Below are 12,649 nucleotides of genomic sequence, written 5' to 3'. Positions count from 1 at the left end.
GAAGGGAGCGATCGGAGAATCCGATGTGGCGGTAGGACAGGCAGGTCCGGAGTTCCATGCCTTGATCCACGTCAACGCAAGTTCCCCAGGGTTCCGCTAGCGTGCAAACAGGCGCGGCCCGGATGCCGCAAACTCCCCATCCCCTAGCAGAGAATTCTCTCATGTCGCTCGTTGGCAGCGATGCGAACGCGCGTGCGCGTCGCAGACGCATGGAAATTTTTGCCTTCCTCTTCCTCACCGCCGTGCTGATGCCCGCGCTTGCGGTCGCCACCGTCGGCTCCTACGGGCTGACGGTGTGGGTGTACCAGATGATGGCAGGTCCTCCCGGACCGCCGGCAGCGCATTGAACGCAAGGACGGCTCTCATGCTCTCACACCGCACTCCCCTCGACCGTCGCGCGCTGATCACCGGCCGCGTGCTCACCGCCGAGCCCGTGGTCGCGCCGCCCTCGGGCGAGATCGCCTCGATCATCGTGCAGACCCGCCCCGACCAGCTCGACCGCGTCGCCGCCGGAATCCTCGCGCTCGCCGGCTGCGAGATCCACGGCCGCGACGCGCGCGGCAAGCTGATCGTCGTCGTCGATGCCCCGAACGCCGCTGCGCTCGGCGCCACCATGACCACGATCTCCGCAATTCCCTGCGTGCATTCCGCCTGCCTCGTCTTTCACGCCATCGACGCCGGCTAATCAACCGAGACCACCATGACCGACATGAAGATCGATCGTCGCCAGATGCTGAAGCTGGAGGCCGCCGCCATCGCGGCAGCCGCCGCCGGCATGCCCAGCACCTCGCTCGCGGCCAACCTCGTTACCGAGCGGGAGGCCAGCGAACTCAAATGGGACAAGGCCGCCTGCCGCTTCTGCGGCACCGGCTGCAGCGTGATGGTCGCGACCAAGGACAACCGCGTGGTCGCCACCCATGGCGACATCAAGGCCGAGGTCAATCGCGGCCTCAACTGCGTAAAGGGCTACTTCCTGTCCAAGATCATGTACGGGCATGATCGCCTGACTCATCCGATGCTGCGCAAGACCAACGGCAAGTACGACAAGAATGGCGAGTTCACGCCCGTCTCCTGGGACGAGGCGTTCGACATCATGGCGCTGAAGTTCAAGGATGCGCTCAAGAAGCGCGGCCCCTCCGGCGTCGGCATGTTCGGCTCGGGACAATGGACGATCTGGGAGGGCTATGCGGCCTCGAAGCTGTTCAAGGCCGGCTTCCGCACCAACAACATCGACCCCAATGCGCGGCACTGCATGGCCTCGGCCGTGGCCGGCATGATGCGCACCTTCGGTATCGATGAGCCGGCCGGCTGCTACGACGACATCGAGGCCGCCGATGCGTTCGTGCTGTGGGGCTCCAACATGGCTGAGATGCATCCGATCCTGTGGACCCGCGTCACCGACCGCCGGCTGTCGGCGCCGCATGTCAAGGTCGCCGTGCTCTCGACCTTCGAGCACCGTTCGTTCGACCTCGCCGATATCGGCATGGTGTTCAAGCCGCAGACCGATCTCTATTTGCTCAACGCGATCGCCAACCACATCATCAAGACCGGCCGCGTCAACAAGGACTTCGTCCAGGCGCATACCGTGTTCAAGAAGGGCCAGACCGACATCGGCTACGGCCTGCGGCCCGAGCACCCGCTGCAGAAGAAGGCGACGGGTGCCGCCAAGGCCAACGACGCCACCGACATCAGCTTCGACGAATACGCCAAGTTTGTCTCGGACTACACGCTGGAGAAGGCCGCCGAGATGTCCGGCGTGCCGTTGAACCGGCTCGAGGCGCTGGCCGAGCTCTATGCTGATCCCAAGACCAAGGTGGTCTCGTTCTGGACCATGGGCTTCAACCAGCACACCCGCGGCGTCTGGTGCAACAACCTCGTCTACAACATCCATCTCCTGACCGGAAAGATCGCCGAGGCCGGCAACAGCCCGTTCTCGCTGACCGGCCAGCCCTCGGCCTGCGGCACCGCGCGCGAGGTCGGCACCTTCTCGCACCGCCTGCCCGCCGACATGGTCGTCACCAACAAGGAGCACCGTACCAAGGCGGAGCACATCTGGCAGCTGCCGGAGGGCACGATCCCGGACAAGCCCGGCTATCACGCGGTGCTGCAGAGCCGGATGCTGAAGGACGGCCTGCTCAACGCCTATTGGGTGCAGGTCAACAACAATCTCCAGGCCGGCCCCAACGCCAACGAGGAGACCTATCCCGGCTTCCGCAACCCCGACAATTTCATCGTCGTTTCCGACGCCTATCCCTCCGTCACCGCGCTCGCCGCCGATCTGATCCTGCCGACCGCGATGTGGGTCGAGAAGGAAGGCGCCTATGGCAATGCCGAGCGGCGCACGCAGTTCTGGCACCAGCTGGTGTCGGCGCCGGGCGAGGCGCGCTCGGATCTCTGGCAGCTGATGGAGTTCTCGAAGCGCTTCAAGATCGAGGAGGTCTGGCCCGAGGAGCTGATCGCGAAGAAGCCGGATGTCCGCGGCAAGACGCTGTTCGACGTGCTCTACAAGAATGGCCAGGTCGACAAATTCCCGCTCGACCAGATCGAGGCGGGCTATGCCAACGACGAGTCCAAGGCGTTCGGCTTCTACGTCCACAAGGGCCTGTTCGAGGAATACGCCGCGTTCGGCCGCGGCCATGGCCACGACCTCGCGCCGTTCGAGGCCTATCACAAGGAGCGCGGCCTGCGCTGGCCGGTCGTCGACGGCAAGGAAACGCGCTGGCGCTTCCGCGAGGGTTCGGACCCTTACGTCAAGGCCGGCACCGGCGTGCAGTTCTACGGCTTCCCCGACGGCAAGGCGCGCATCTTCGCCCTGCCCTACGAGCCGCCGGCGGAATCGCCCGACAAGGATTATCCGTTCTGGCTGTCCACGGGACGCGTGGTCGAGCACTGGCATTCCGGCACGATGACCCGCCGCGTGCCCGAGCTCTACAAGGCGTTCCCCGAAGCCGTCTGCTTCATGCATCCGGACGACGCGCAGGAAGCAAACTTAAGGCGTGGCGACGAGGTCAAGGTCGCCTCGCGGCGCGGCTTCATCCGCGCCCGCGTCGAGACACGCGGCCGCGACAAGCCGCCGCGCGGCCTCGTCTTCGTGCCGTGGTTCGACGAGTCGAAGCTGATCAACAAGGTGACGCTCGACGCCACCGATCCGATCTCGCTGCAGACCGACTACAAGAAATGCGCGGTGCGCATCGAGCGGGTGTGACGACCATGATCAAGAAACTTGCAATGATGCTGCTCGCGGCCAGCCTCGCGGCCGGCTCGAGCGCCCTGCTCGCCCAGAGCGTCTCCTCCTCCCTGCGCGGCCCTGCTGCGCTCAATGACGAGGGCCCGGCGCCGCCGATGCAGCCGATGAAAAACACCGCCGAGAAGGAGGTGCGCAATTATCCCGAGCAGCCGCCGGTGATCCCGCATTCGATCGACGGCTACCAGGTCGACATGCAGGGCAACAAATGCCTGTCCTGCCATGCCCGCGCCCGTACGGCAGAGTCCAAGGCGCCGATGCTCTCGATCACCCATTTCATGGATCGTGACGGACAGTTCCTGGCCTCGGTGTCGCCGCGCCGCTACTTCTGCACCCAATGCCACGTGCCGCAGAGTATGGCCAATCCGCCCGTCAGCAACGACTTCGTCGACATCGACACGGTGCTGTCGCACGACAAGCCGGGTGGCAAACGATGAGCAGCGCCGACATCCCGCAGGGGACGGGAGCGCCGGCCCCCGAAAAACGGCTCGGCCTCGTCCGTCGCGCCTGGCAGTTCGTGCTCGACCTGATCGACGTGCTGCTCAAGCCGAGTTCGATCTTCGGTCTCGGCGTGCTGGTACTCGCCGGCTTCGTCGCCGGCGTGATCTTCTGGGGCGGCTTCAACACCGCGCTGGAGATCACCAACACCGAGAAGTTCTGCACCGGCTGCCACGAGATGAAGGACAACGTGTTCGCCGAGCTGAAGACGACCGTGCACTTCTCGAACCGCTCCGGCGTGCGCGCATCGTGCCCGGACTGCCACGTGCCGCACAACTGGACCGACAAGATCGCGCGCAAGATGCAGGCGTCCAAGGAGGTCTGGGGCCATCTGTTCGGCTCGATCGACACCCGCGAGAAGTTCACCGACCGCCGGCTCGAGCTGGCGCTGCACGAATGGGCGCGCTTCAAGGCCAATGATTCCCTGGAGTGCCGCAACTGCCACAGCGCGCAGTCGATGGACATCACCAAGCAGTCGCCGCGCGCCGTCGAAGCCCACCAGCGCTTCCTCTTCACCGGTGAAAAGACCTGCATCGACTGCCACAAGGGCATCGCGCATCATCTGCCGGACATGAGGGGCGTGCCGGGCTGGCAGTAGGCTCACCTTCCTTCTGAATCGAGCCGTAGCAATCGCCGCGAGCCCCCTGCGCCCCCTCCCCCGCCTGCGGGGGAGGGCTGGGGTGGGGGCGCCACACGGGCAGTCCCGCCGGAGCATTCCCCCCACCCGCAGCGCATCTTTCGATGCGATGCGGCCTCCCCCGCACGCGGGGAGGCTCGGACCCATGCGCATCGAGCGCTTGATCTCCCGCCCGCAGCCCTTAGGTTCACAGAATGTCCCGAGTCGCCCTGCGGCTCCTTCCCCGTGAGCCATGACCACCTTCTCCCCCCACCAGGATTCCGCCCTCAAAGCCGTTTCGGACTGGCTGAAGGCGAAGCCCGGCCAGAACGGCACGCCGCAGGTGTTTCGGCTGTTCGGCTATGCCGGAACCGGCAAGACCACGCTCGCCCGCCACATCGCCGAGGGCGTCGATGGCGAGGTCAAGTTCGCGGCCTTCACCGGCAAGGCGGCGCTGGTGATGCGCAACAAGGGCTGCGACGACGCCTCCACCATCCACTCACTGATCTATCGCGCCCGCGAGAGCGGCGAGGAGCAGCCGAACTTCGAATTGTGGGACGACGCGCCGGCGTCCAAGGCCAAGCTGATCATCATCGACGAATGCTCGATGGTCGACGCCGATCTCGGCCGCGACCTGTTGTCGTTCGACTGTCCGCTATTGGTGCTCGGCGATCCCGCGCAGCTGCCGCCGGTGCAGGGCGGCGGCTTCTTCACCGAGAGCGAGCCGGACGTGATGCTGACCGAGGTGCATCGCCAGGCCAAGGACGATCCGATCGTGCGGATGTCGATGGACGTGCGCGAAGGCAACACGCTCGACATCGGTCGTTATGGCGAGAGCGAGGTGGTCGAGCGTCGTGAACTCGATCCGTCCCGCGTCATGGAGGCCGACCAGGTGCTGGTCGGCCGCAACGCCACGCGCCGCGCCTACAACAACCGGTTCCGGCAGCGCCTCGACATCGAGGACGCGCTCCCCGTGGCCGGCGACAAGCTGGTCTGCCTGCGCAACAACCGCAAGAAGGGCCTGTTCAATGGCGGCCTGTGGCGGGTGAAGTCGCGCGCCACCTCCAAGTCCAAGATCGTCACGATGCGCGTCGCGCCCGATGAAGATCTCGGACGCACGGTGACCAAGGTCTCGGTGCGCGGCGAATGCTTCGCTGGCGGTATCGAGGACATCCCATGGGACCAGCGCAAGCCCTATGATGAGTTCGACTACGGTTACGTGCTGACCGTGCACAAGTCGCAGGGCTCGCAATGGGACGACGTCGTGCTGTTCGACGAGAGCTTCGCCTTCCAGGAAGCCCGCGCGCGCTGGCTCTACACCGGCATCACCCGCGCCGCGAAGCGCCTATCCATCGTTGTTTAACCTTCGCATCGAGAGATGGCGGTATCGCACTGCCTCGCACAGCCTCAAGCTGCGACCAGTTGATCCAGGTCAACCTGCCGCAGCACGCTTGGCAGATAAAAATCGATTCACATCTCTGCACGACAACAGCAGGCGGGGCGCAATCGCATGGCAAGGAAGACCACGAAAGACACGGCCTCGAATGGGTCACGCACCAGGCGCGCGAGCGCGAAGGCCAACGTCGCGCGACGGCAATCCGCAGCTCCGCTCGATCCGATCGCCCAGTCGCTGATCGATGAATCGATGCAGGCGGCGCAGATCACCGAGCTGTCGGCCTTCGAGAGCGTGCTGAATGGACCGCCGAGGCTCGACGCGAACAGCGCTCCGGTGAGGGCCATGCTCGACGGCGCCGCGCCCGATGATGCCAAGCTGATGAAGGCGCTGATCGACGGCCGGGAGACAAAACGCGACAAGCGCCACACCTCCGACGAACTCGCCGACAATTGGCGACAGGGCGGCTACCCTTACAAATACCGCATGTATCGCAAGGACTATGAGGAGCAGAAATTCATCCTGCAGACCGAGCTGCTCAAGCTGCAGAACTGGATGAAGGACGCGCGGCAGCGCCTGGTACTCTTGTTCGAGGGCCGCGACGCCGCGGGCAAGGGCGGCACCATCAAGCGCTTCATGGAACACCTCAACCCGCGCGGCGCCCGCGTCGTGGCGCTGGACAAGCCGAGCGACGTCGAGCGTGGCCAATGGTACTTTCAACGCTATGTCGAACACCTGCCGACAGCGGGCGAGATCGTGCTGTTCGATCGCTCCTGGTACAACCGCGCCGGCGTCGAGCGCGTGATGGGCTTCTGCTCTCAGGCCGAATATGACGAATTTCTCCGCCAGGTGCCGGAGTTCGAGCGTAACCTCGTGCGCAGCGGCATGCACCTGATCAAGTTCTGGTTCTCGGTCAGCCGCGAGGAGCAGCGCCGCCGCTTCAAGGAGCGCGAGGCGCACCCCTTGAAGCAGTGGAAGCTGTCACCGATCGACACCGCCTCGCTCGACAAATGGGACGACTATACCCGCGCCAAGGAGGCGATGTTCTTCTCGACCGACACCGCCGACTGTCCGTGGACCGTGATCAAGTCGGACGACAAGAAGCGCGCGCGGCTGAACGCGATGCGCTGCGTGCTGCACTCTCTGCCCTATGCCGGCAAGGACGTGTCGCGCATCGGCCATGTCGATGACCTCATCGTCGGCCGCGCCAGCGTCATCCACGAGCGCGAGGAGCACGCGAACTGAGGCGAGCTTCCCCGCACGAGCGCGCGTCGCGCATCGTGCGGTTCGCCACTCTTCCTCGCATCAGCGCCGATGCGCAGGGCCGGCCGGACCGAAGCGTCCCGGCGCGGGAGCGGGTTGCGGATGGGCTGGCGCAGCGCCATGGGTCCGCACCAGCCCCATGCGTCCGGCCGGCGTCAGCGCGCCGCCATTGAGCACGTCGCGATTGGGATACATCGCCTGAAAGGCCGCGGGCTCTTGTTGTCCCCAGAACCAGCCCTGCGCCGATGCCGGGGCAGCCGCCATCGTCGGCAGCAGCAGCGCTGCCGTCAGCGTTTTCCAAGATGTCATGATGGGTCTCCGATCTCTGGCGGTGGGAGATCGCGGATTCACTCGGCCGGTTCTCTTGAAGGATCGTTTCCGTCAGAGGCGCGATCGCCTCATCGCTGTTGGCCCGGATATGGTGAGCATCGGATCGGTCGTCCACGCCGATCGTCCACCGGACGCATCACGACCGCGCGACAATTATTCGATCGATAGCGAAGTGTACCATGACTTGAACGCCACGGTTTGCGCGTCGCTTTGCTTTGCCGCCAGCGGGTCGGCATGACGTCCGCGCAGGAGCGGCAGGGCCGATCGGAACATAGTCGCGGCGGATCTCGGACGGAACCGGCAGGAACATCAATGGTCGAAGAACGTCGTACCTCGGGCGAGGCCGGCCTCGCCAGCCGCATGCTCCGCGGTCGGCGAGGCGGACCGGCAGGCCCCTGGCGGCTTGTTCACGCAGTCGTGTGGCCGCCGCTGTAACGCCCAGAGACCGCCGACGTATCTTGCGACAGAGGCCGGGACGGGCCAGTGTTCCGGCCGGCGACATGAAACAAGTCACCCAGACGAGGATCCAAGATGCGCCTCACCCGCTCCCTTTTCATCAAGACCGCCCTGCTCGGCGCCATCGCAGCGGCCGGACTCCTGGCGTGGCAGCCGCTGCACGCCGCTGAGGAGGCGGTGGTGATCCCGCCGCCGGCACAGGACCAACCGGCCGGCGACGGGCTGGAGACCGCCGTGGTCGCCGGCGGCTGTTTCTGGGGTGTCCAGGGCGTCTATCAGCACACCGCGGGCGTGGTCAGCGCGGTGTCTGGCTATGCCGGCGGCACCAAGGCCACAGCCGACTATCGAACGGTCTCGAGCGGCACCACGGGCCATGCGGAATCGGTGCAGATCAAGTTCGACCCGAAGACGATCAGCTACGGGAAGATCCTGCAGATCTTCTTCTCCGTCGTGCACGATCCGACCCAGCTCAACCGCCAGGGCCCTGACTCCGGCCCGCAATATCGCTCGGCGATCTTCACCACGTCGGACGCGCAGAAGAAGGTGGCCGAGGCCTATATCGCCCAGCTCGACAAGGCCAAGGTGTTCGGCAAGCCGATCGTGACCAAGGTGGGCAAGCTCGAGGCGTTCTACCCGGCTGAAGCCTATCATCAGGACTATCTGACGCTGCACCCGAGCCAGCCTTATATCGCCTATAACGACCTGCCGAAGATCGAGAACCTGAAGAAGATCTTCGCGGAGAACTATATCGAGAAGCCGACGCTGGTCAGCGACGCGAAAGCGACGAACTGAGCGTGACCGGAGCCGATGAAGAGCCGAGCGATCGCTTGAGGCGACGCTGCCGGCCGAGATGTCATCGAAAGGAGCGGACTGGGCTGGTCCGCCGAAGGAGCTGAGATGAGCGACACCAAGACGAGCGACAAGGTCGTCAAAACCGAGGCCGAGTGGCGCAAGGAACTGACGCCGATGCAGTACGCCGTGCTGCGCGAGAAGGCGACCGAACGTCCGTTCTCGGGCGAGTACGAGCATGAGCACCGCGCCGGGAGCTATGTCTGCGCCGGCTGCGGCCAGACCCTGTTCGAATCCGACGCCAAGTTCGACTCCGGCTGCGGCTGGCCGAGCTTCACCCAGCCGGCGGTCGAAAACCATATCGACGAGGAGACCGACTATACCCACGGCATGGTCCGCACCGAGGTGCTGTGCTCAAAATGCTCGGGCCATCTCGGCCACGTGTTCCCCGACGGTCCGGGGCCGACCGGCCTGCGCTATTGCATCAACTCGGCGGCACTGAAGCTGAAGCCGCGGTGACGACGATGGCATGCTCCCGGCGCCGCTTCCACGGCGGTATCGGGAGCCGGCGCGGCGAATTTCCCGGTCCGGAGCGGCCAAAATCCGCCGCGCGGCGCGAGATTTTCGCTGTGCGGATCGGCCTCCCCTGCATTCACAAGTTGCAGATCGACTAAATCATTGAAAAGATAAAATATTTTCATCAGGCCCGCAGCAGGCTGGATTTACGATGTGACCGGGCAGGATTCGCATTTCTGTCAAATCGGCCTATATTAGGGGTCGTAACTGACATGCAGGGCTGGGCCGCCTGGAGCGGCATATACCGCCCTCCACTCCCGCAATCGCTGGCGTCATTGCCAAGCTTGATCGTTCGAAAGCTCGCGTCAGCGCTCTTAGCCGACAAGAAGAGGTCTCAGACCATGCGTCCAATGCGTCCGTTCAACTTCAACACTTCTGCCGAACTGTTCCCCGCCGCCATTCGCAAGAAGAAGCGGGCGGGCTTCGCCTATCGGCGGTTCGGCACTGCGGCTGAAGCAGTCCGCTTCGCCATGGAAGAGTTGCCGGCGGACTCGCTGAATGGCGCCTATCTGCAGGTCGAGGAGGCCCGTTTCGACCAGAACGGCATCCGCACCCTGTATGAGAGCGAGGCGTTCCCGCTGCCGCGCCGTGCGGTTGAGAAGGCTCCGGACGCCGACGCGGCGTAACCCGACTAGGCCTTCAGACGAAACCCTGCCCCGCCTCGAGCGGGGCAGTTTTTTTGTGGCCTGCGTGTGCTGCTTCGCCGCGCCTCACCGCGGCTGGGTGTCCAGCCAGCGCCGCAGGATCCTGGCGTTGCGCATATTGGCGCGGAACAGCACGTCGAAGGCGTCGCCGGCGACCGGCACCATGCCGATCACGCCCTCGACCGCGACATTGCCGAGCATGCGCGTGATCACGTGCCAGGGCGCGCCGAGCGCGCGGGCCTCGCGCACCAGCCACAGCGACAGCGCGGTCGCGATGAGGTCACCGACAACCGGGATCAGGCCGATGATCCCGTCGATGCCGTAGCGAATATTGGTGCCGGGCAGCACGAAGGCGACGTCGAGAAGCTTGGCCACCGCCTCGAGCCGCGCAACGCGCTGCTCACGGGTCAGATTGCCGAACGGGTTGGTGGTCTGAAAGTCGAAGCGGAGGCCGCCGGGCCCGTCGAAGGCGCCGCCGGACGGACCCTGAAACGGTCCTTGCGGGATCTCCCGCCCGTCCTGGTCGATGATCGGCCCACGCGCCTCATGCGCGTTGAAGCGCGCCTGCGAGGCACGTCCGGTTGGACGGCGAGATGTCGTCGAGACCTGGTCTTGCATGCCCATCACATAGAAACGCGGCGGCGCCGCGCAAGTTGCGTCACGCCGTCACGCGCTGTGCTCGCGGGGCTGACCGGGCGCGGCGCCGGGGAGCGGCTCGTCGACATAGCGATGAACCAGCCAGGACGACACCGTCGCCGGAATGAAGCCGACCATCCCATAGAGGATCCATTGCAGGGCCCCCGAATCGGAACCATGCGAGGCATAGTTGAAGCCGGCCAGCAGGAAGCCGACGCTGCCGACCAGCAGCATGCGCAGCCCCGGCGGAATGCGCCGGACATGGAACAGGATGTCGTCGATCGCGCACATCATGAGGGCGGGCAGGAAGCCGAACAGATAGCTGAACTGCAGCGAGGTGACGAACACCTTGAACAGTTTGGCCACCTCGCCCGCGTCGGTGTTGGTCCAATAGCCGGACATATAGGTGGTGACCAGGAGCAGCACGAAGCCGCCCAGCGCCGGCCCGACGGCAACGAAGATCAGATACCGCTTCATGCCAAACCTCCTGCCTCGCTCAATGGCCGAACCCGCGAAGCCCGTGCCGTCCGGTCAGTCACCCCACAGCGTGAACGCGTCGTTGAAGGCCCGCTCCCCCGGTGCGCCCTTTTCGATCGCGATGATCGCCCGCCGCTGATTGGTGTAGACCAGAGGCACGTCGAACCAGGAGCGCTCCTTCAGCAGCTGAACGTTGCGGGTCCGGTCGGCGTCCACATTGGACAGGCCGACCAGGAAGAAGCCATCGGTGACCTTGACCGCAAGGCCGGCCAGTGGCGTTCCGCGCGACTGCTCGTTGGATTTCATCAGGATGCCGGGCACGTTACCGACACCACCGCCGGAGAAATCCTGCGGCAGGATGAAGGTCAGCTCGGCGGTGTGGCTCGCGGGCAGCGACGTGTCGGTGTTGCGGCGGAACGACATCGTCATCTTGAACTTGCGATCAGGAATCTCGATGTCCGCCCGAACGGCGATATCCGCCTTCTGCGTCCCCGTCGCCTTGATCTGCTCGGTGCGCCAGACCACCGATCCGATATATTGCTTGCCCTTGGGATCGCCGGGATCCTCGTCATAGAGCACGACCCGCTGCGCGACCGGCGCGATCTGGTCCGAGGACGGCGCCTGGCCGACCCGGTCGGTGATCTTCGGCTTCGTCAGCGGCGCGCCATTGTCCTTCGGTACCTCGACGGTCGAGGACGATTTGAACAGGTTGGTGACGGCGCTGACCAGCGGCCGGCCCCACAGAATGCCGGCGCCGATCAGGATCAGCACGATGCCGGCACCGATGGCGGCCTTGAACGGGAAGGTTGAGCCGCTCCGCTCCGACTTCTTCTTGCCCTCGCGCTCCGCCCCGGCGCGCTGACGGGCGGACGTGGCCGGCAGAGCGTAACGTTCCGCCTCCTGGACCGACTCGTCATAGGAATAAGGCGGCTCGGGCAGTGGCGGCCGGTCGTCATCGCCGTCGAGACGATCGAGCTCGGTCGCGGGAACATTGGCGTAGGTCTTCCGCGCGGCGCGATTGGCCTGGGCGGTCGCCTTGCCGAGGTCGTCGACATCGGCCGTGATGTCGCGGAAGCCGCGCATCGCCGGCGTTGCAGCGGGGCCGCTGCTGTCCGGACCGCGGCGCGGAGCGGCGGTTCGTTCGCGCACCGGCGGAGGCGGTGCGTCCTGAGCTGCCGCTTGCGGCGGCTGGGGACGCAGCGGAGCCGTCGGCGCGGCAGCGGCGGGTGGCAGATCAGGCCGCGGGGCACGGGCAGGCCTTGCGTCCGGCGGCTCGGAGCCGAGCGGCGGACGATCATCGCGGGACATCGGCGGCACTGCCGCGGGCCGAGGCCGAGGGGCGGGAGATGGCGCCTGGTCCGGTCCGGGCCCGGGCTGGGCCACCGGCGCCGCCGGCCCATCCGGATTGCGCGCTCCGGCCCGCCGCAAGGCATCGCCTGGACGCGCGGCGCCGCTGGACGCCCGCTGCGCCTCGCGGGCGCGCTGGGCTGCCTCCGCTTCCACCTTGCGGACGGCCTCCTCCAGCGACAACCGCTCACGCGTGATCTCGGACTCGCTGAGTGGCGGCTGGACGCTCCGCAGCTGGGCGATCAGCGCCGCCCGAGCCCGCTCATAGAGCGCGCGCCGGCTCTCGCCGGGAGCATTGGGGTCCAATCCGGCAATGGCACGGGCTATCAGCGGGTAGTAGTCGGCCATATCAACTCAATTCGCGGGCTGCGCTGTCGGGT

General features: G+C 65.7%; 14 protein-coding genes. 10 read left to right on the top strand and 4 right to left on the bottom strand.

Translation table 11 applies throughout. The features are described 5' to 3' along the window. Positions 1-161: 161 nt before the first annotated feature. The 7 genes from napE to ppk2 all read left to right on the top strand — a co-directional run bounded on the left by napE (position 162) and on the right by ppk2 (position 6,996). Complete coding sequence (gene napE, locus HL671_RS32990) at positions 162-347, top strand: periplasmic nitrate reductase, NapE protein (protein ID WP_012042097.1); 186 nt, start codon at positions 162-164, stop codon at positions 345-347. A 17-nt stretch (positions 348-364) separates the two neighbouring features. Further along, on the top strand, positions 365-685 hold the full coding sequence (locus HL671_RS32985; protein WP_172242386.1) for a chaperone NapD: 321 nt from the start codon (positions 365-367) through the stop codon (positions 683-685). 15 nt (positions 686-700) lie between these two features. After that, on the top strand, positions 701-3,205 hold the full coding sequence (napA, locus tag HL671_RS32980) for a nitrate reductase catalytic subunit NapA (RefSeq protein WP_012042095.1): 2,505 nt from the start codon (positions 701-703) through the stop codon (positions 3,203-3,205). A gap of 23 nt (positions 3,206-3,228) precedes the next feature. Beyond that, complete coding sequence (locus HL671_RS32975) at positions 3,229-3,681, top strand: nitrate reductase cytochrome c-type subunit (RefSeq protein ID WP_374050124.1); 453 nt, start codon at positions 3,229-3,231, stop codon at positions 3,679-3,681. After that, a complete protein-coding gene (locus HL671_RS32970; protein WP_246579741.1) occupies positions 3,678-4,340 on the top strand; it encodes a NapC/NirT family cytochrome c in 663 nt (220 codons plus the stop codon). Before HL671_RS32975 ends, HL671_RS32970 begins: the two co-directional genes overlap by 4 nt. 271 nt (positions 4,341-4,611) lie before the next feature. Continuing rightward, positions 4,612-5,721 (top strand): ATP-dependent DNA helicase, encoded by a 1,110-nt coding sequence (locus HL671_RS32965; protein ID WP_172242380.1) that lies wholly within the window; start codon positions 4,612-4,614, stop codon positions 5,719-5,721. A 147-nt stretch (positions 5,722-5,868) separates the two neighbouring features. Further along, a complete protein-coding gene (ppk2, locus tag HL671_RS32960) occupies positions 5,869-6,996 on the top strand; it encodes a polyphosphate kinase 2 (RefSeq protein WP_172242377.1) in 1,128 nt (375 codons plus the stop codon). Between the two features lie 60 nt (positions 6,997-7,056). Here ppk2 and HL671_RS32955 read toward each other — a convergent pair whose 3' ends face one another. Next, positions 7,057-7,323: a hypothetical protein gene (locus tag HL671_RS32955; protein ID WP_172242374.1), complete on the bottom strand. Its 267-nt coding sequence runs from the start codon at positions 7,321-7,323 to the stop codon at positions 7,057-7,059. 552 nt (positions 7,324-7,875) lie between these two features. Between HL671_RS32955 and msrA the strand changes: the two genes are divergently transcribed. From msrA to HL671_RS32940, 3 genes are all read left to right on the top strand, one after another. Further along, positions 7,876-8,592: a peptide-methionine (S)-S-oxide reductase MsrA gene (gene msrA, locus HL671_RS32950; RefSeq protein WP_172242371.1), complete on the top strand. Its 717-nt coding sequence runs from the start codon at positions 7,876-7,878 to the stop codon at positions 8,590-8,592. 105 nt (positions 8,593-8,697) lie between these two features. Then, complete coding sequence (msrB, locus tag HL671_RS32945; protein ID WP_172242368.1) at positions 8,698-9,108, top strand: peptide-methionine (R)-S-oxide reductase MsrB; 411 nt, start codon at positions 8,698-8,700, stop codon at positions 9,106-9,108. 398 nt (positions 9,109-9,506) lie between these two features. Next, positions 9,507-9,791, top strand: coding sequence for a hypothetical protein (locus tag HL671_RS32940; protein WP_012042087.1), 285 nt, complete (start codon positions 9,507-9,509; stop codon positions 9,789-9,791). Positions 9,792-9,875: 84 nt separating this feature from the next. Here HL671_RS32940 and HL671_RS32935 read toward each other — a convergent pair whose 3' ends face one another. The 3 genes from HL671_RS32935 to HL671_RS32925 are packed head-to-tail and all read right to left on the bottom strand — an operon-like array spanning position 9,876 to position 12,617. Further along, complete coding sequence (locus tag HL671_RS32935; RefSeq protein WP_012042086.1) at positions 9,876-10,427, bottom strand: DUF4112 domain-containing protein; 552 nt, start codon at positions 10,425-10,427, stop codon at positions 9,876-9,878. A gap of 48 nt (positions 10,428-10,475) precedes the next feature. Further along, the gene (locus tag HL671_RS32930; RefSeq protein ID WP_012042085.1) at positions 10,476-10,922 is read right to left on the bottom strand and encodes a DUF5413 family protein; all 447 of its coding nucleotides are present in this window, start codon (positions 10,920-10,922) and stop codon (positions 10,476-10,478) included. 54 nt (positions 10,923-10,976) lie between these two features. Next, positions 10,977-12,617 (bottom strand): hypothetical protein, encoded by a 1,641-nt coding sequence (locus tag HL671_RS32925; RefSeq protein ID WP_172242365.1) that lies wholly within the window; start codon positions 12,615-12,617, stop codon positions 10,977-10,979. Between the last annotated feature and the right edge of the window lie 32 nt (positions 12,618-12,649).

Origin of the sequence: Bradyrhizobium denitrificans, assembly GCF_013179005.1 — a bacterium.
Classification (GTDB): domain Bacteria; phylum Pseudomonadota; class Alphaproteobacteria; order Rhizobiales; family Xanthobacteraceae; genus Bradyrhizobium; species Bradyrhizobium denitrificans.
The sequence above is the reverse complement of the archived record's forward strand: the minus strand, read 5'-3'. Positions and strand labels throughout refer to the sequence as shown.